The organism is Burkholderia sp. 572, from assembly GCF_040545135.1.
GTDB lineage: Bacteria > Pseudomonadota > Gammaproteobacteria > Burkholderiales > Burkholderiaceae > Burkholderia > Burkholderia cepacia.
In genome coordinates this window covers 1-18,209 of the sequence record NZ_JBEPLH010000031.1, presented here as the reverse complement: position 1 = coordinate 18,209, position 18,209 = coordinate 1, and the positions used below count along the sequence as shown (strand labels likewise).

General features: G+C 58.6%; 17 protein-coding genes, 3 pseudogenes and 1 other annotated feature. Of the genes and pseudogenes, 4 read left to right on the top strand and 16 right to left on the bottom strand.

Going from position 1 to position 18,209, the window contains the following annotated elements:
* Positions 1 to 15: 15 nt before the first annotated feature.
* The 3 genes from ABIC51_RS36235 to ABIC51_RS36225 all read right to left on the bottom strand — a co-directional run bounded on the left by ABIC51_RS36235 (position 16) and on the right by ABIC51_RS36225 (position 3,048).
* Entirely contained in the window at positions 16 to 852 is an 837-nt protein-coding gene (locus ABIC51_RS36235) for an EthD domain-containing protein (RefSeq protein WP_109343203.1), read from the bottom strand.
* A 29-nt stretch (positions 853 to 881) separates the two neighbouring features.
* Positions 882 to 2,045 carry an alpha/beta hydrolase family protein gene (locus ABIC51_RS36230; protein ID WP_275905675.1) on the bottom strand — a complete coding sequence of 388 codons (1,164 nt, stop codon included), beginning with the start codon at positions 2,043 to 2,045 and terminating at the stop codon, positions 882 to 884.
* Between the two features lie 88 nt (positions 2,046 to 2,133).
* Entirely contained in the window at positions 2,134 to 3,048 is a 915-nt protein-coding gene (locus ABIC51_RS36225; RefSeq protein WP_175684209.1) for a SphA family protein, read from the bottom strand.
* 302 nt (positions 3,049 to 3,350) lie between these two features.
* Between ABIC51_RS36225 and ABIC51_RS36220 the strand changes: the two genes are divergently transcribed.
* The gene (locus tag ABIC51_RS36220) at positions 3,351 to 4,289 is read left to right on the top strand and encodes a LysR family transcriptional regulator (RefSeq protein WP_275905674.1); all 939 of its coding nucleotides are present in this window, start codon (positions 3,351 to 3,353) and stop codon (positions 4,287 to 4,289) included.
* Here ABIC51_RS36220 and ABIC51_RS36215 read toward each other — a convergent pair.
* From ABIC51_RS36215 to ABIC51_RS36160, 12 genes and pseudogenes are all read right to left on the bottom strand, one after another.
* On the bottom strand, positions 4,270 to 4,572 hold the full coding sequence (locus ABIC51_RS36215) for a hypothetical protein (protein ID WP_175976992.1): 303 nt from the start codon (positions 4,570 to 4,572) through the stop codon (positions 4,270 to 4,272). The genes ABIC51_RS36220 and ABIC51_RS36215 overlap by 20 nt on opposite strands.
* 55 nt (positions 4,573 to 4,627) lie before the next feature.
* Positions 4,628 to 5,101, bottom strand: a complete 474-nt coding sequence (locus ABIC51_RS36210) for an RES family NAD+ phosphorylase (protein ID WP_109343207.1) — start codon at positions 5,099 to 5,101, stop codon at positions 4,628 to 4,630.
* On the bottom strand, positions 5,098 to 5,526 hold the full coding sequence (locus tag ABIC51_RS36205) for an Xre family toxin-antitoxin system antitoxin (RefSeq protein WP_109343208.1): 429 nt from the start codon (positions 5,524 to 5,526) through the stop codon (positions 5,098 to 5,100). The genes ABIC51_RS36210 and ABIC51_RS36205 overlap by 4 nt, the downstream gene beginning before the upstream one ends.
* Before the next feature lie 95 nt (positions 5,527 to 5,621).
* A pseudogene (locus ABIC51_RS36200) lies at positions 5,622 to 5,894 on the bottom strand (phage integrase family protein); the annotation flags it as partial.
* A 5-nt stretch (positions 5,895 to 5,899) separates the two neighbouring features.
* Positions 5,900 to 6,190 (bottom strand): annotated as a pseudogene (locus tag ABIC51_RS36195) (transposase); the annotation flags it as partial.
* Positions 6,191 to 6,526: 336 nt separating this feature from the next.
* Positions 6,527 to 6,973 (bottom strand): hypothetical protein, encoded by a 447-nt coding sequence (locus tag ABIC51_RS36190; RefSeq protein ID WP_354006953.1) that lies wholly within the window; start codon positions 6,971 to 6,973, stop codon positions 6,527 to 6,529.
* A 407-nt stretch (positions 6,974 to 7,380) separates the two neighbouring features.
* Positions 7,381 to 8,604 (bottom strand): FAD-dependent oxidoreductase, encoded by a 1,224-nt coding sequence (locus ABIC51_RS36185; protein ID WP_175976989.1) that lies wholly within the window; start codon positions 8,602 to 8,604, stop codon positions 7,381 to 7,383.
* A 953-nt stretch (positions 8,605 to 9,557) separates the two neighbouring features.
* Positions 9,558 to 9,944 carry a nuclear transport factor 2 family protein gene (locus ABIC51_RS36180; RefSeq protein WP_204496269.1) on the bottom strand — a complete coding sequence of 129 codons (387 nt, stop codon included), beginning with the start codon at positions 9,942 to 9,944 and terminating at the stop codon, positions 9,558 to 9,560.
* A 53-nt stretch (positions 9,945 to 9,997) separates the two neighbouring features.
* Positions 9,998 to 10,771 carry an SDR family NAD(P)-dependent oxidoreductase gene (locus tag ABIC51_RS36175; protein ID WP_275905672.1) on the bottom strand — a complete coding sequence of 258 codons (774 nt, stop codon included), beginning with the start codon at positions 10,769 to 10,771 and terminating at the stop codon, positions 9,998 to 10,000.
* Complete coding sequence (locus ABIC51_RS36170) at positions 10,764 to 11,792, bottom strand: quinone oxidoreductase family protein (protein ID WP_275905671.1); 1,029 nt, start codon at positions 11,790 to 11,792, stop codon at positions 10,764 to 10,766. The genes ABIC51_RS36175 and ABIC51_RS36170 overlap by 8 nt, the downstream gene beginning before the upstream one ends.
* Positions 11,789 to 12,010 (bottom strand): hypothetical protein, encoded by a 222-nt coding sequence (locus ABIC51_RS36165; protein ID WP_175976985.1) that lies wholly within the window; start codon positions 12,008 to 12,010, stop codon positions 11,789 to 11,791. The genes ABIC51_RS36170 and ABIC51_RS36165 overlap by 4 nt, the downstream gene beginning before the upstream one ends.
* A complete protein-coding gene (locus ABIC51_RS36160) occupies positions 12,007 to 13,590 on the bottom strand; it encodes a phytoene desaturase family protein (RefSeq protein WP_275905670.1) in 1,584 nt (527 codons plus the stop codon). Before ABIC51_RS36160 ends, ABIC51_RS36165 begins: the two co-directional genes overlap by 4 nt.
* 172 nt (positions 13,591 to 13,762) lie before the next feature.
* Here ABIC51_RS36160 and ABIC51_RS36155 point away from each other — a divergent pair, with 172 nt between their 5' ends.
* On the top strand, positions 13,763 to 14,725 hold the full coding sequence (locus tag ABIC51_RS36155) for a LysR family transcriptional regulator (RefSeq protein ID WP_124550189.1): 963 nt from the start codon (positions 13,763 to 13,765) through the stop codon (positions 14,723 to 14,725).
* A gap of 103 nt (positions 14,726 to 14,828) precedes the next feature.
* On the opposite strand, the gene ABIC51_RS36150 is transcribed toward ABIC51_RS36155, so the two are convergent.
* Entirely contained in the window at positions 14,829 to 15,980 is a 1,152-nt protein-coding gene (locus ABIC51_RS36150; RefSeq protein ID WP_109343225.1) for an MFS transporter, read from the bottom strand.
* 307 nt (positions 15,981 to 16,287) lie between these two features.
* On the opposite strand from ABIC51_RS36150, the pseudogene ABIC51_RS36145 reads away from it, so the two are divergent.
* Positions 16,288 to 17,030 (top strand): annotated as a pseudogene (locus ABIC51_RS36145) (IS3 family transposase); the annotation flags it as partial.
* Positions 16,569 to 16,685: a sequence feature (AL1L pseudoknot), on the top strand. Its footprint overlaps the pseudogene before it by 117 nt.
* Positions 17,031 to 17,710: 680 nt before the next feature.
* On the top strand, positions 17,711 to 18,133 hold the full coding sequence (locus tag ABIC51_RS36140) for a reverse transcriptase domain-containing protein (protein ID WP_436408439.1): 423 nt from the start codon (positions 17,711 to 17,713) through the stop codon (positions 18,131 to 18,133).
* The last annotated feature ends 76 nt before the right edge of the window (positions 18,134 to 18,209 follow it).

Here is an 18,209-nt window from a genome sequence, read left to right as displayed (position 1 = left end):
CAGGAAAGGAAGAAGTCAGCGCGGGCCGGCGTGGATCACGTCCTCGTGCGCGAGCAGCACGAAGTGGCGGGCTTCGGGTACGAGCCCGGGGCGCACGAGCTCCTCGGACACCCAGGCCTCCCAGCGCAAGTGGAAGATGCGCGCGTCGGCTTCGTCGTCGAACCAGAACTCGTCGATCCCGTCGACCAACGGCGAGCCCATCGGGGTCGGCAGCGTGTCGTTCTGCGCATACCGCAGCACACCGGCGCTGTCGCCCGCAGCCCAGGGCGCCGCGCCCCAGGCGCGGCGGAAGTCGTCGGGCGCTGCACCGGACGAACGCTGCAGGAAGCCAAACAGCTTGACGCGCTGGTTCGCTGGCGCAGCGGCCCCGCCGATCACGCGTTCGCGCACCGGCATGAAGATGACACTGGCTTGATCGACGAAGTTGTCCTCGTCGTGCTTGACCTTCTCAAGATAGAAGGCGGACTGACGTGCGCGCTCCATCGACAGCGGGTCCGGAAACCAGATCTGGGTGACGAAGTCGCGGTTCAGCGCGAACGGGTCAGCCGCGCCCGCGTCGGCGGTGCGGAACGTGCCGTCGAATACCGGGTTCTGAACATAGCGCCGCGGTGCATTGACGGGATCGGCGGCAATGTTCTGCATCACCAGTTCGCCGTGCACCCGGCGGATGTAGTGCCGGTGCTCGGCCAGCGTGGTGCCAGACCTGCGACGCCCGACGATCATCAGCTTCAGCGCCAGGTCGGCGTGCGGCGGCGCGGCGCCCAGTGACGTGGCTGGCTGAGCGGGCGTGCCGCTAGTGGCATCGAGCGCCATGGACGCCAGCAACTGGCGTCGGTCGAGCGAGAACTTCATGCGGTCCTTCCTTGGTAGAGTGTGCGGCGTTAGCGCGCGGCAGGGTATGCGCCCAGTGCTTCGGCGATCCAGTCGGCGATGAAGTGCCCCGCGTTGATCGAGTTGTCGAAGCTCGAATGCTGGACGCCGCCTTCGCGCTCCGTGAAGATCTTGAGCTCGCGCTTCGGGCTGTTCACGAGCTGCTCGTAAGTGCGATGAGCCCAGGCGACCGGGATCTGCGAATCCTTCGATCCATGCGTGACGAGAAACGGCACCTTGATGCGGTCGAGCACACCGTCGAGATGCACGTTTTCGGCGATACGCATGAAGTCGTCGATATCCTTCGCGCCCCAGACCCAGCAGACGTGCTTCCAGTAGTGCGGCACCGGGAAGTTGCCTTCGCGCTGCAGGCGCTTTTTCTGGACGTCGCGCCAGTCGTGGTTGGCTCCCCACACCATACCGCAGGCGAAGCGCGGCTCGAAGGCAACCGCGCGCGGACAGTAGTAGCCCCCGAGCGACACGCCCTCCATGCCGATCCGCTTCGGGTCGACATCGTCTCGGCCTTCGAGCCAGTCGACGATCTTGCTTGCCCAGATCTCCGCGTTGTATACCGCATGCAGACCGTGCAGTCGCAACGCCTCGCCGGTACCGGGCTGGTCAACGATCAACGACGATACTCCGCGCGCCGCCAGCCATGCCGGCAAGCCCACCAAGTACTTCATTTCCTTGGTCGAATCGAGCCCGTTCACCTGTACGAGCAGTGGACTGCGCGCGTCGGCGTTCTTCGCCTTTACAAGGAGCCCGGACAGATGCTTGTCGCCATACGGAATGGCGACGCGCTCGCAGTTATCGCCGGAAAGCGCGACGCCCTTGTCGAACGTATCGAGCGAGCGTCGATAAAGCTCGATGCGCCCCGGGGCATCGTGCGCGAGCATGCGCTCGGCCGTGATCAGATAGATCGCGGCACGCTTGAGTTTCTCGCCCGCCGACAGCAGCCGCCCCTGGGCCTCGTCTTCCCGCGCGAGATCGCAAAGACTATCAGCCTTCTCGACCCACGCTTCGCGAAACGCACGCGTGCCATCAGCGTCCGGCTGCCTGGCTGCTTCCTGGAGCTGCCCGCACATGTCCTCGATTTCACCAATGCGCGCGCCCATTTCGATGGCGAGATTGACGGACAGATTCCAGACGTAGTTGGTAGGAAAGTATCGGAACATGCTGATTGCCTTGGTTGAAATTGCGTATTGGTCGATGACGGCGCTCACGACCGGCTTCTCGTGCACAGTCCGGCCCGCGAGACGATGCTTAGCCCTTGTGCCCGAAGCCGGCCCACAACGGGATGCCGATGTTCAGCCAGACACTGCTGCTCTTGGCCGTGTTTGCGGCATAGATGCCTTGCTGATAATTGAGGTTGACGCTCCAGCTTCTGGCGTCGTACACGATCGACGGCCCGATGCCTAAGGTCCGCATGCGATTGCCCACTCTCACGCCGCCCACCTTGTCGTCGCTGAATTGGTTCAGGTACGCGCCGACCACGCCGGGCTTCCAGGGGCCGAAGTTCCAGCCGGCGTTGAACTCGGCGACGTAACCGTCGCCCGATCTGTAGTCCGTCGTGCCATTCTTCTGATTGAACAGCAAGCGGTTCGCGAGCGCGACGTCGATTCCGTTGGGAACGTTATAGCGAATCGCGATCAACGGCTGCACCGAGGTGTAACCCAGCGCGACGCTCGACTTGACCGGGCTATAGGAACCGGTCTCGAATGCAACATCGATGCCCGACGCAATCGTCAGGTTCGGCAAGAGATTCCATTGCAGCAACACAGGCGTCAGCGTGATGTTGGCGAGGCCGTTCTGCGTACTCGACTGCCCGAAGACGGTGCTATGCAATGACACAACGGGAATGATCAGCTGCGTATAGACGTTTGCGCCAAGGAGGTGGAACGGATACGCCGCCAGCAGACGAGTGACTTCCAAAAACGCCGACGTATGGAACGGAATCGGCAGTTTCTTGCCGTCGTTGCCATAGAGGCCGTTCGCAAAGCTGTAGTTGAACTGTTCCAGCGCAAACAGGCCTGGGATCGGCGGCAGGTTGGCGATATTCGTACCCACCGCGCCGGCCGCATACGGTGAAACACCACCTTCGAATGCCTGTGCTTCTTTCATCGAACCCGTGGCCAACACGGCGCAACCGACGACGGCTGCGATCAGTTTCGTGGACATGCTGTCTCCTCCTAGGGGCGCGTTTGCGCCGCCTGGCATCTCTTCTAATAGTGGAAGCGCGGTGCAGACGGCCGACGTACAGCGATACGTTCGATCCGAAAATGCCCTGACGCTGGCCTCCCAATGCGATGCGTCGGCTGCCGTCGCTTCGAGATGTGGCTAGGTTAAAATAGGCTGACGTATCCTAAAAATGGATTCGATCCATTGCCGATATCGACGGCGTCAATACTCTCAGGTTAAACCCTGATACCGTATGCGCGCGAGGTAACGCGGCAGCGATTAGGAGAATGGAGACAGCACGCATGCGGTTCAACAAGCTCGACCTCAACTTGCTCGTGGCGCTCGACGCGCTCTTGAGCGAACAGAACATCAGCCGTGCGGCCGAAAAGATCCACCTGAGCCAGTCGGCGACGAGTAACGCGCTTTCACGGTTGCGCGAATACTTCAAAGACGAACTGCTCGTGCAGGTCGGGCGCAAAATGGAGCCGACGCCGCGCGCCGACGCGCTCAAGGACGCTGTGCGCGACATCCTCGTGCGCGTCGACGCGACGGTAGCGGCCCAGCCCGAATTCGTACCGGCACAAGCGAATCGCCTGTTCCGCCTGTTCGTCTCGGACTACACGATGACGACGCTAATGCCGCACCTATTCACGCTCGCTTACAAGGAAGCACCCGGCATCCGATTCGAGCTGCGCCCGCAGGTTGCCTATCCCCACCGCGTGCTGGAGCGCGGTGAAGCGGATCTACTGATCATCCCCAAAGAGTATTGCTCGACCGAGCATCCGGCCGAGGTGCTGCTCGAGGAAACCTACTGCTGTGTGGTGTGGAACCACAGCCCCCTCTCGAAGGGCGAGATGACGACCGAGCGCTACATGGCGGCCGGGCACATCGTCGTGCAGGTCAGCGACGCACAGACGACACTCGAAGACTGGTTCATGCAGCGGCTCGGCGTCGTGAGGCGCGTCGAGGCGAATACGTACAGCTTCGTGTCGCCGGCTCACCTGCTGGCCGGCACGAACCGGATCGCCACCATGCACCGGCGGCTCGCCGAAGAGGCCGCGCGCAGCCTGCCGATCGTGCTGCGTGAGGTGCCGGTGCCGGTCCCGACGGTGGAGCAGGCGATGCAATGGCACAAGCATCGGACCTCGGACCCCGGGCTCACTTGGTTGCGCGGGCTGCTGAAAAAGGCCGTCGCAAAGATGGACGAAGGGCGCCATGACGCTACCGCTCTGGCACCTTGACCGATAACACGTCCTTTGCAGCTCTGCGCATGCGTGCAATAAGCGGTACCCCCACCCCGTCGATTGTGAGCCCGAGGCCATACGCCTCGATGTCGTCTCGCTTCAGCTTCGGAACGGGCTCCCACATCGGCTTCCAACCGAGCCGCGCGGTGCGAGCGAGCAACTGACGCTTATTCAATCCCGGCACACAGTTCGCCACGAACAGCGCGAGCGGCTTGGGAACCCACTCTGGCGGGAAACTGGGTGGGCGTGCGAATGAAACCAAAAGCAACGCCGTAGTCATTCCTGTCTCCAGGAAAATGGTGTCGAGGTAAGGTTAGCAGACCACCATCGTGAATCTATGATCGCCCGGCCGGTGGCATCAAAAAGAGGCGTTCGTCCCACACTACAGGTTGCGGATCGGTCACGACGATTCGCGTCGCGTCGGGATGCGCGGGATTCACCAGCACGTTGAACTCGGCGCGGACAACGACGGAAGAGACGATCAGGAGCGCTGTACGCGATTCGGTCAGCCAAGCGTCGCCGAACTGCCGTGCCGCCTGCAATGCGGCCGCATCCCATCCAAGCGGCAACGTCTCTGCTGAATGGCGTTCGACGAGGACGTCGTCGGGAACGGTTGCCTCAACCCAGCCGTGCGTCTTCGGAACCTTGCCGATGCGCGCGTGCACGAGCACCTCGAGCATCGCACCTGCGAAAGTCGACGCCGCATAGATGACGGGCCGACCAGGACTGTTGAAGCGGCCACCAACCAGCATCGCACCGGTGCCGCTCCAGATCGTGTGTCGTGTGTCAGCGATGCGAAACAACTTCATGCCGGCAGCCCATAGAACAACTTCCAGAGCAGCTCTTCGACCCGGCGCGCACCGAGTTCGGTCAGCGCGACATCGAGCGGGGCCCGCCCCTCCAGTTCGGGGTGGGGCGTCGCCAGGAATTCGCGTGCATCCTCTTCATCGTTCCAGACGTAGGTGGTCGTCGCCACGATCCGGGCCAAGCGCTCGGTTTTTTCCGATTCGTCTTGCGTCAGCCGATCGCGGCGACGCTTGTAGGTTGCCTCGGGGATGATGCGGGCGAGCAGCGCGCGCCGGGCGTCTGCACCTTGCGTCGCATGTTCAACGCCGGCGCGCAGCGCTGACTTTGGCAGGCCGTCACGCACGAGCGCCTCGAGCTCCGCGAGCGTGTGCGGGACAGGCCGCAGTTCCATGACCGCAGCCACGGCTTCAGGGGTAACGAGTGACATAGCAACTCCCCGCAAAAGTATCAATTGATACCAAATTGTAGCGCATTCGATACCATGCGCAAGATGTCGATGCATCTCGCGAGGCCGCGACGCCGCGCGACCAGCACGCGCGCCTGGCCGGCACCGATGTGCGGCACCGACCGCAACCAGCCGCCGCCGCGTCCGATTGCAGAACGCGACGAGCTCACCGAGCGTTACGACGCCCTCGCCGGCCAGCCGCTCCGCCACCAGTGGCCGGAACCAACGGCCGACCGGGTGATCCGGCGCCGGCGTTGCGGTCGCCCACGCGCCGGCCGCCTGCGCGATCATCGCAGGGACACGGGTGTCAGGCGCGGCTCGCCGTACTTGGCGATCGACGCCTGCGGATGCCTGGCTCTTCGATGGCGAGGCTGACGAACCAGCGGAGCAGCAGGTTGTAGCGCATTTGCTCCATCAGCATGCGCTCGCTGCGCACCGAGTACAGCACCCGCAGCAGCAACGCGCGCAACAGCTTCTCGGCCACAATCGAGGCGCGCCCGCTGTCCGCGTAGATCGTGCCGAACAGCCCATTGAGCCGCTTCAGCGCCTGATTGACCAGCAGCCGGAGCGGCCGCAACGGGTGGTCGGCCAGCACGAACTCTTCCAGCTTCACCGTAGTGAACAGCGGTTGCTGCATCTCGTCCATTCCGCGCATCGCTCTTATCTGTCCAAGGTCATGAACACGATATCTCTAACGCGCCGCTCGCAACACCCGCTTACACCGTTCCGAATTTCAACAGCCTGCTAGGTGCTGAGAATTTCGCGCTTACGGAGGCTGCAATGCTACAGGCGGCAGCCTGCGGAAATGTCGTCGTTCTCCCTTCGCGTGGGCGCGTCTAAGGCAGATGCCGGGACTCCTCGGTATCGGTGCCAAACTCACTCACCCGCCCAAGAGTAGCTCGCAGCTTTCGTGGGTGCGTCTTCATCCGCTACTGAGTCTCGTTCAAAAAAACGTGCGAAGCCGCTGATTCGCGGCAATGGCTTATGATCGCGGCAATGGCTTATGAATCAGCGCCACGGACGCTTCTGCCGGGATCCCCAGTATCCGCAGCATCAACGCAGTTGTGCGCCGAATCAGGTTCATGTCTTCTTCGGCTGCAGCGGAGCCATCGATCTGGCCTTGCCCGAGGTGACCAAGCGCCATCTGCATCTCCTCTCGTTCGCCCCTCAGCATGGCATGGAGCGTGCCGACAATGGCCACGACGCTCATGGGTAGGTCCTCCGCCTTGAAGCGCTGTTGCGCGAGCCCGTCTAAAACATCCCGCAAAAAGAATCGACCCAAGCCATTGGCCGCGGAGGCCGGACGCATCAACGAGCTGGACAGGAACTTGCCCCAAAGAGGATCGGCGTGGGCCTGAAGCAACGTGTACTGCAGGCCGGCACTCAATCGCTCGGCTAGGTCGGTGAGGTGCCGCGTCGCGGCGTCCACCACTTTGCCTGAGGCCTCCAGCACCTCCTCGACCAAAACGTTGTAGATCGCAACCTTTGGACCGACCAGCCTTTCGTAGACATCTTCGAGCCATAATTTACGGCAACCGAGGAGGTCAGGATGAGCGGCAAACCGTATCTGATGAGTTCAAGATCGAACAGCGCGCCATGCGAACGGCACGCGAGATGCGTGCCTGCGCAATTGAGATCGGCATCCGATCTCCAGGCCATCGACGTGCCGCCTGCCAGACATCGAGCAAGCCGAAAAGCCGGCCCTCGTGCAGCGTCAGGATCATCTTGCGTCGCGCGGCGGGTGACATGGCAAGGCCGCACGCCTTCCATTCCGCGACATCGTAGGCATGGCAGAGGGAGATTTGGTGACTGCCTTCTTCGAGCAACTAGGCCTGTTCAAACATGGAACTCCTTCAAGGACATCGACATCCGCTCCGCATCCGCAAGATAATCTCTCTCCACCATGGATTGGAGTAGGCCCGTGCGGTCGAATACCTGGTCTCGCAGCCAGGCAAGTGGCGCCGGTGCCTTATGGAAAATGTTGCCGAGCTTGCGGGCAAACTCAACCTGATGGTTGCAATAGGCAACGCGCTCCGCCTCGAATGTCGCGATCGAACGCTGCACGGTGAGCCCGTCCGACAGATCGCTCGTGCCAATGGCGCGGGCTAGAAAGTAGCCGTCTTCGATGGCCATACCCATGCCATAGGCTGCATAGGGTGAAACGGGATGTACAGCGTCACCGAGACAGACGACACGTCCTTTCGACCATTTCATCAGCGAAGGACGATTGTAGACCTCCCATCGGAAGATCTGCTTCGAAAAATCCGTCCGGTCGGCAAAGAGGTTCATGGGATAGGCAAAGGGTGCCAGCAGGGCACGGATGTGACGTTCCGAATCGGCCGGCGCCGCCGCAACTTCCGAGGACCTCTCGACGATCCACCATTCGAAGCCCGGCTTGCCTTCATGCTTCATGGGAAAGTAGCTCGCCTGCACGTTACGGCCGTGATGCAGAGCGCCGATGTCCTTAGGCAGTTCGGCAATGTCCTCACACCAAGCGAGCCAAACTCGCAAACCAACATGAAACAGGTCGAGACTGCCCAGAGCCTGCTGAGATACCCGTGAACGGATGCCATCGGCACCGACCAGCAAATCGACCGCAATCTCATTGCCGTTATCGAACTTGACAACGATCTCGTTGCCACGCTCCTCATAGGCGACGAACCTGTGGTCTGGCGTGATGACATCAGGATCAAGAACGTTGAGAGCATCGACCATCTTTGCGTAGGCGGACGACCGAAGGATGCCGTAGTGCCAGCCCTCGATGCCCATTGCCTTCTCGACGGACTTGTTGAACGGCAGGTCCACGCGGACCTCTCCCTTGGGATTGCGGAACTGGACGCGCGTCTTAAGGCCAAAATTATTGACCACGTCAATGCCGTAGTAACGCAGCACCGCAAGAACGGGCACTGAAAGCAGCACAGCACCGCCTAGCGGTTTGGGCTCCGGATTCTGCTCATAAAGCCGGACCTCGTAGTTGGCTTTTCTAAATGCGATCGCGGCCGAAACCCCTCCAGGTCCGGCACCAACGATCGCAACCCTCTTCCCTACGTAGCCATTCATTCTTGCTCCTCCCAAAATTATGCGGATGCCATTATCACTTGGACTGAAGCTGCTTCGGCCCTTGACGTCCCCGTGGTCCGCCGGCTGCCCAATTCGACCGGATTTCGACCGGCACGATCTGCAAAGCTTCCCGGCCCAATGGGCGCCTCGCGCGCCTCCCATCTGTTGCCCTGTTTGTCTATGTTGTCCCCAATTCCGAAGTAACAGCGGAACGGACTGTTGAAATGCCAGAAGAAGTCGGAATCAAAATATGGCAGCCACAGCTGCAATCGATGCAGGCAGAAGGGCCGATGGGGCCGGATGTCGCTGCCATTCTAATCGCAAGGGATCAACAGGTGGAGGAGTACCAGAAATAGTTGGCCATAAAATACTCGAATATCATGCTCTCTCCCGTTTCGACGAGCTCAATGCCTTCGCAAGCTTGCTGAACGTCTTTTGATGAAAGATCCAGAGGAAATCGAGGCGCTCAAAAATTTCTTATTTTAAATCCTTATACTTACAAGCCAAATATCTAATAAGTTTCAATGTCGTTGGAAAGGCTTTATTTCAACCTATGATCGCGCTCGACACGCCCATCCCTGTTAACCGTTTCACCCAACGCCTAGCTCATCGCCTATCGGCAATGAGCTAGGCGTTGGGTCGGCTGCGCGACTATTTCGACGGTCCACCGCTGATTTAGGAGGACCGCGTCGTAGAACTGTGACCCTTGGCTCGACCACCCCTTCAAATGATGATCCAATTCTTCGACATCGCGGCGTGTTCGAGGTCGCGCCGAGTTGCAGGGTGCTGCAGATTGCATCGTCAAGCGATCACAAGGATACTGCCACCCGCCTGGACCTGGGTCGTCTGTCGATCCTGCCTACCTCTTCGGACTTCAAGAGGTTAACAAAGTCTAGACAGGCTGACGACGGCCGAGGGGCTTCGACGCACGAAATGGTCTGCGACAAGCCCGCTTAGAACATGCCGTTTGAATTGGCGGCCTGCTCAGGAATGGGCTGAAGAATGTCCCAATGTTCAACCACCTTACCCCTTTCAATTCGAAATATATCGACTCCGGCAGTCCCACGGTCCTCGTTGTCCAAATAGGCACAAAAATGTATCGCTACGAGATCACCTTCGGCGATTGTGCGTTTGATCTCGATTTTGAAATCCGGAAAGTGTTGATGAAAACCCTCGACAAAGCTGACAAATCCTTCTGGACCGTCAGCCACCTGTGGATTGTGTTGTGTATAGACAGAACTGACATGTGCGCTGATAGCCGAAGCCGGATCTTTTTCAACAAAGGCGCGGCGGTGAAAATCCAGGGCTATTTCTTTGTTAAACTGTATTTTCTCACTCAATTGAATACTCCAATTTGACAATTTTATCGTTTGGTGCGTTTAAACGTATCGCCTCAGATAAGCCTTGGAGTAAACATGCCCGCATACATGCCGTTATCGACAACCAAGACATGACCGTTGATCGAGCGGGCTGCGCCAGATGACAGAAATAACAACGCATTGGCGACATCTTGCGCCGTGGCAATACGGCCGGTTGGGGAAGACGCCCGGAACTCTTCGCGCGAAATCCCATAGGCATCGATTGCTTCCTGCAGCATTGGCGTATCGACGGGGCCGGGGCTCACGCAATTGCAGGTGATGCCGTCGCGGCTGACCTCCATCGCCATGGCCTTGCAAAGATTGATGACGGCAGCCTTGCTGGTCGAATAGGCAAGTGCGTTGGCCATGCCGTACATGCCGGCAAGCGCAGTTGTAAACAAAATTGCGCCGCCGCCGTGCTGACGTATGAGGGGAATGACAAGGCGCGACATGCGAAAGGCAGCGAGGAAGTTAACGTCCCAGACCGCGCGCAACTGACTTTCCTCCACAGTCTCGACGCCGCCGGAAGTCCCGAAACCAGCGTTGTTAATCAGAATATTCACCGTTCCAAATCGGCTCATGGCCTCCTCTACGAGGTTGCGGCTCAATTCCTCGTTTGCAAGATCGCCGGACAAACCGAAAGCCTCCGCCCCCTGCATGCGGCATTGTGTGACAATGGGGTCCACCGACGCGCGTCCGCTCAGGATAAGCCGCGCCCCCTTTTCAGCGAACGCAAGAGCGGTGGCGAAACCGATTCCTGATGTTGCGCCGGTGACTATAACCACCTTGCCGTCGAGATCGTCAGCCATTTTGGTCCTCCATCCGATTCGACGGCACCAGAATGATCTTGCCTTCGCTGTTTCGTTGCTCCATCAAGCGATGGGCCTCTTCGGCTTTGGCGAAGGGCAGCACTTTTGCCGGCACAAGATCGAGTTCGCCGCGTTTGATAAGGTCTTCTAAGCTTTTTAAAGCTGCAACTACGATGTCTGGTCTGTTCACATGGTAGTAGCCTAGAAAGAAGCCCGTGACACGGAGATTGCCCTCCAGCAATCTGGTGACGTTTACGGGGTTGTCTGTCGGTGCGGCATGGCCGTAGACCACGGCACGACCGTTCGGTACAAGGCAATCGATTCCCCTTTCTAGAATGCCTCCCGAGGTGGCATCCATGACGAGATCGACGCCAAAGCCACCACTGGCTGCCCGCAAGGCGTCGACCCAGTCCGATTTGGAATAATCGACCACCGCTTCTGCGCCGGCGGCTAAAGCCAGACGGATCTTGCTTTCATGGCCGACGCCGGCGATGACGCGTTTGGCACCTAGTGCCTTAGCAATCCGTACGATCAAAGAGCCGACGCCGCCCGTTGCGCCCTGCACAAACACTGTGTCGTTTTTCGTCAACATGCCGGCATCTGTCAGAGCCAGATATGCCGTCAGGCCTTGGATGGGAAGCATTGCCGCCTGTTCGAGTGAAAGACCCTCGAACCACGGCATGAGAGTCTTGGCCTCGACGGCGATGTAATCAGCATAAGCGCCGCCTTGGATATTGGCACCGATGACCGACTCCCCGATCCGTGACCTATCTACGCCTTCGCCGCAATCTTCGATGATTCCGGCAAATTCACAGCCTGGATTGAAGGGCAGCGGGGTAGGGACCGGATAATGGTCGCCGCGCCGCCTGACCAGATCGGCATAGTTGACACCTGCAGCGAGTACCCGGACAATCACCTCACCCTTTTGTGGTTCGGGACGGGCCAGAGTTTCCACGCGCAGAACCTCGGGCCCTCCCGTCTGGTGAAAGCGGACCGACAGCATCGTTCTAGACAGGCTCATTTCTTCTCTCCCTGGGTACGCTTGAACGGCAGCGACAACAAAAACCAGATCAACCGCGGCGTTAGGAGCCGCAAAGCTAATCTCGCCTGTTCTGGCGTAATGACGGCAGACATGGGCATCGCGCCAAATATCTTGCCTTTGATCAGTAAGTCGGCATCCTTTGACTCAATCGAGCTGATCGTCATGAGTTCGGTCTTGTCTGTGGTGAAGATTTTCATGCCGCGCTTACCTTGTCGAAGTCGAGCCCGATCGCCTCAAAAGCCCTCATCGCGGCGGCTCTGCCTGCGCCGAATACGCCGCCCCCCGGATGCATGAAGGGACCGACGAGGAATAGGCGTTCGATGCCGGGAACCGTTAGACCGCCAAGGTCGGGGGTCGGCCGGTGCGATCCGAATTGGTAGGAATAAGGCGCGATACCGTGAATATCGCCCTTTTGAAAACTTTCCGAATCGCGTTCCAAATCGAGGGGACTGTAAACCGCACGGGCAATAAAATTATCCTTGCCGAGATTGGTGATGTATGCTCCAGCTTTCTCGCAAAGCCAATCGGCATATTCTTCCTTATAGCTGTCCCACCGCGCGGAGCCGCCGTCCTTAAGGTCATAGGGCGCATAGGAGAACATCAAAAACGTCGCGTTTCCCGTAGGCGCTCTCGACGGATCGACATTGGACGGGCAATTTCCCCCAAAAAGCGGCCTTTCAGGCAGTACGCCGTAGCGTAACTCGTCAAAGGACCGTCGCAAATGGTCGAGCCTAGTCGGCAGCAGCTCCGTGATAATCGTGCCGTTCACATGGTCGCCAGCCGCGAATCTCGCGGGCTCCTTGAGCGCACCATGAACGACAAATGCGCTGAATGCCGCCGGCCGGGTTTTGCGCGCGGCCCTATCGACGTACGGGTCGAGATTGTCGATATACGAATGCAGACGATGGGGGTGCAGTGCACCGATCACGCAGTCTCTTGCGAAAAATTCGCCGATCACGGTCCGTACGCCAACCGCGCGCCCCCCCTTGACCAGGACTTTTTCGACCTTGGTTTCCGTGAGAATAGTACCGCCATGATCGCGGATTTGGGCAACGAGCGCGTCTGCCAGCGCACCGCTGCCGCCTCTGGCTACGCCAATTCCGTAGCGTTCAAGAAAGGCAATGAACATGAACAGACCAATTCCAGTTCCCATTTCGTCAGGGAGTTGCAGGTTTTCTGTGACCAGCTTTAGAAAATGCACTCGGATATAGTCGTTCTCGAAATACTCTCTTATAATATCGAGGGCGCTTTTCTGCATGATCATCAGAATTTCACGCCCCTCCCGGCTCTGGTCGAGCATTGCACTCATAGCGCCGTTGGGTATCGGGGGCGAGTAGAGTCCAGCCAGAAGCATGGGCAGGATGCGGTCGCCCAATTCAGCAAGCTTCAGAAACGACTCTGCATCCGCTTTGGAGAAGCGTTCGATCGCTTTATAGTTCTTTGACCGATCGGTATAAAGCGCCAGCGTCTCACCGTCCTCGAAGACTGAAATATGCGGTGGATCGGGATAAATGTATTCGAGGCCGTAGCGCGATTTCAAACCAAGTTCGTCCTTCGCAAGGACCGGATTGGCCTGGATAAATATGTGAGCTGTGCTGTGCTGATCGTGCCAGAAACCTGGCGCGGTCAGTTCGCGCGTGACAACACCGCCTCCGAGCCAGGGTTGCCTCTCAATGACGAGAACGCTCTTGCCGGCTTTGGCAAGATAGCCGGCGGCGATGAGTCCATTATGCCCCGAACCGATCGCGACGACGTCGTATGTCGTAGATATACTCAATATTTCCTCCCAGAACGCGTGTGTCCGGCGGGAAGCATTTCAGCCGATACACTTCAAAAATTTTCGCTTGAAGATATTGTATCGGCGTGCAAATCATTTGCAAAAGTGATTTCTTTTATGTATCTTCATAGCCAGTACGAATAGTTGATAGAGCGAGCGCTTGAGGCGTGGCGTGGTCGACTGCGTAAAAGGTCAACGCTTTTTGGGGGATGACATGCATTTCAATGGCTTGGATCTCAATCTGATCGTCGCGCTCGACGCAATACTCAGTGAACGCAACGTTACCAGGGCGGCAGAGAAGTTGAATATCAGTCAGCCCGGCATGAGTGGTGCGCTGAACAGGTTGCGGCAATACTTTAACGACGATCTTCTAACGCAAAACGGCAAGCAGATGATGCTCACGCCTCTAGGCGCGACACTTTCCGTTCCGGCGAAGGAAATACTTGCGGCCGTCCATTCACGTATAGCAGTACAGGCGCGGTTTTTGCCGGAGGATGCGCGGCGGAGTTTCACCGTAATGGTGTCGGACTATGCGGCTACAATCTTTCTGGTGAATGTTTTACGTGAGCTCGCAGTCGAGGCGCCGGGGATGACTTTCGACCTACATCACTATGCCGATCTCCCGGGTGACGCGTTGGAGACGGGGCGCATTGACTTGCTGCTTGGCCCCCAGCAGGCGCTCTCCCAAAACCACCCTTTCAGGCCGCTCTTCTCAGACGATTTCGTCGGGATCGCCTGCGCCAACAACAACGCTGTAGATAACGCTGCCGACATTGATTCTTTTCTAGCTATGCGGCATGTCCTTGTACGACTGGGTGATTCCGGCCTGCCGACGATTGACGCGACATTTCTCGAAAGGTCTTTTGCGCCCCGAAGGATAGACGTTACCGTTCCAGCATGGAGTCTGGTGCCACATTATTTGATGGGGACGCAAAGGGTTGCGATCTTTCATCGTCGGCTTGCCCATGCGTATGCGAGCCGTTACCCGCTTAGAATATTCGAAATCCCCACGGCCCTTCCGGCCTTCGAAGAATGCGTCCAATGGCGCGCTTCGAGCCGAGGAGATCCTGCAATTCTGTGGCTTGTTGAACGGATTGAGGCCCACGCGCGAGTGATGAACGAAGTGTCTGCCTGATCGCGAACTGGGAGGCCTGCTATATCTCCATCGAATAAAGCCGGCCCCGCCGTCGGGAAGACCGCGAGGCCGCTTTAACCAGCACGTGCAATGACGACTGATATTACTCGCCTGCGGCCACGACAGGATTGAGGATGAACCGTGCCTTGGAGAAAGATATAACCGCAAGTGTTGCGCAGACGCAGGCTGCCAAGCCGATCGAGGTATAGCCGGATATCTGGATCAGAGTTCCCCCAAGGATTGGCCCGATGGCCGCGCCTGTCATGAGCATCGCCGGCGTCGCGGCAACGGCCCGCCCGCTAGGGTCCAGCCGAGACAATAGACCGAATGCGAATGTGTGAGTGAAAACCATAGTTGCCACAAATACAGGACCTGCCATCGCATAGAGAGGGAAAGCAGAGCTCAAGGTTATGACGAGCGCGAGAATAGCCTGTACAACCGGTCCGGCAAGAACAACCTGCTCCGAGTTCAGTATCTTTTCAAGAAGGGCGGCGATAGGACCCGGAAACAGGTTAACGATTCCGAGAGCGATCAACACACTGGCAATCGCGTCTATGGAGAATCCATGTCCAATACCTATTTCTTGAAAGAATCCGAATACCATAGACTGGGTGACAGCCATCAGGCTGACGCCGAAAATGCCGGCCCAAACCGCGCGGCTGAGCTTTTTTACTCCGACAGTCGCAACGCAGTCACGATCGACGGTTGGTCGTGGAAATGCAAGGGACGATGTCGCGCTCGCCAAGATCATGAGACCGCAGAAAGCGAAAAACACGACTTCTCGGCCCTGCGTAGCAACGAGCTTCGGGACCGTCCCAAGGAATATCGTGCCGAATACGCCGATTGCCCCGCCCGCCATCGCGAATAGCCGGTGTGGGTTCACGCTCCGCCCGATCGTGCCATGTGTAAAAGACAGTGCCGTTCCAGCGGTGAACCCAGCTATTGCGTGGCAAAGCGCCATTGGGATGAATCGGGTTTGTTGCGTTGCCACGGCCCAGGCTATAGCCGCCAAGGCGAGTGAGAATGTTGTGATGATCCTGCCATTGAATTTATTAAACCGCGGAGCAAGGAGTAGACTTGCAGTGACAGTTCCTGCCAAGAAAAGAGTAACCAAAGATCCAGCCTGTTGCGGATCAAAATGATATCCCGTGATCAAGGTGCTGATCCACACCGGCAACGCCACCAGATCGATCATTCCTGCGACATGTGCGATAAGCAGCGCCAAACGCGCACGCCAAGTTTCCTTTGTAGCCATTGCGGCCTCCTCCATCTATGTTTGGCTTTCGCTCGACTCTCCTCCCGAGCGATACGCAGTCAAAGCCAGCAAATGTCGCCTAACCTCCTTACCCCAGCGGAGATTCTGCAAGGGCAGGCGCATTCAAAGCGTCGACTGAAATCAATTCAGTCTAGGCAGGTGCTGTATATTTGCAAAAGTGATTTTGCTGATCCGAAATCATAATTTTTAGAGATGGGACAGTGCGCCCCCGGGGTGATTCCATCAAATCCTGACGCTGAACCGCCCCGAGTTTTGTGGAGGCTCCAACTCTTGAGAGAATGGAGCCATGAACAAGAAGCCAAACAAGTTTTCCCCGGAAGTCCGAGAGCGCGCAGTGCGCCTGGTACGCGAGCAGCGTAGCGAGCACCCGTCGATGTGGGCGGCCGTCGAATCGATTGCGCCGATGATCGGCTGCACGCCGCAGACGCTGTTGGATTGGGTTAAGCGCGACGAGGTCGACCGTGGAGAGCGCGATGGCGTGAGTACGGCCGAGCGTGAACGCATCAAAGCCTTGGAACGCGAGGTCAAGGAACTGCGCCGGACCAACGAGATTCTCAAACTGGCGAGCGCATTTTTCGCCCAGGCGGAGCTCGACCGCCGTTTCAAGTCCTGAAGGCCTTCATTGATCAGCATCGCGACACCTTCGGGGTCGAGCCGATCTGCAAGCTCTTGCGGATTGCCCCGTCGGGCTACCGACGCCATGCAGCACAACTTCGCGATCGGTCGAAACGCTGCGCCCGCGCGAAACGCGATGAGCTTTTGCAACCGGAGATCAAGCGTGTCTGGCAGGCCAACATGCAGGTCTACGGCGTGCCGAAGGTCTGGAAGCAGATGAACCGGGAAGGCATTGCGGTGGCACGCTGCCCGGTCGGACGGTTGATGAAGCTGCAGGGCTTGCGTGGCGCAGTTCGCGGTAAGCGTGTTCGCACGACGATTGCCGATGTGAGCGCGCCGCGCCCGCTGGACCGAGTCAACCGGCAGTTCAAGGCTGACCGACCGAATCAGCTCTGGGTGTCGGATTTTACGTATGGTACGCCCAGCCAGCGTAGCCCGCCCGTACGGGGGTGAAGCTGCTTGAGCATGTTTGGAATGCAGGACCCGGAGGAGTTGACGTTGCAGTACCGGGGCATGCCCTTCCTCTGCTGCGAGAGGAAGTGAGCCGAAGCGGCGGTGACTTGCTGACACTGGCAAGGTGACGTAGTCCGTGGGAAACGGGGCTTGCGGCGAAGCGGTTACGCCAAGATGAGCCTCCAGGCTGAGCATGGGACGGTTGAGGAACACGAACCTGTTAAACCGCATCTGAGGGTTGGAATGTCACCCCTGCCCACACCGCTTTACGGGCAGGACGCGAACTGGCGCCGGTCACACGTATGGCCCGGCGGCACGAATGCCGATTGGATATGTAAGCTGGTCAGCATGGGACCACGGGGAGCGCGCAGCTAGACCGTGGTGTTCGCGACGACTTGCGGCAAGCAAGGGTAAAGACTGCGACAGGCAACCTTGCCCATGCGTTGAGTCCAGCATGTGAACTGGGGAAGGTCTGCACGGATGCCAAGGGAGTGTGCCCCCGATGACGTGCAGACTGGCGGAGCCTCCGTAGTAGTCCGAGGTCGGGAAAGCCGGCTACATGGCGAAGGGAGGCAGTTGAAGTGGTTTGCTTGGTTAATTAGCTGACCATAGAGAGGTGAAGACCTTTGATAATCAGTGAAATGCAGAGCAAACTGGCGACATGGTCGACGGAGAACAAAGAGCGCAAGTTCGATCGACTCCTGAGACTGATTGCCGATAGAGATTGGCTGAGTGAAGCGGTTCGCATTACGCTGGCATCCAGTGGAGCTCGCACGCCGGGCGTGGACGGAGTCGACAGACGCATGCTGGAAGCAAATCTCCAGCATGAATTGGCGACGATACGCGAAGAGCTGTTGGCGGGCTCGTATAGTCCGCTGCCTGCACGACGCGTGTATATACCGAAAGCGAACGGCAAGCTCAGGCCGCTTGGCATTCCGAGCCTGCGGGATCGGATCGTGCAACGGGCCATGCTGATGGCGATGGAGCCGATATGGGAGAGCGATTTCCATCCGGTTTCATATGGCTTCAGGCCTGCCCGTAGTGTGTGTCAACCTCGGACGTAATTTCCCCAGAAGTGTCGAAGTAAAATTCCCCACCCTGTTCGGACGGTGATCAACCGGCGACGTGATCGAATGGGTT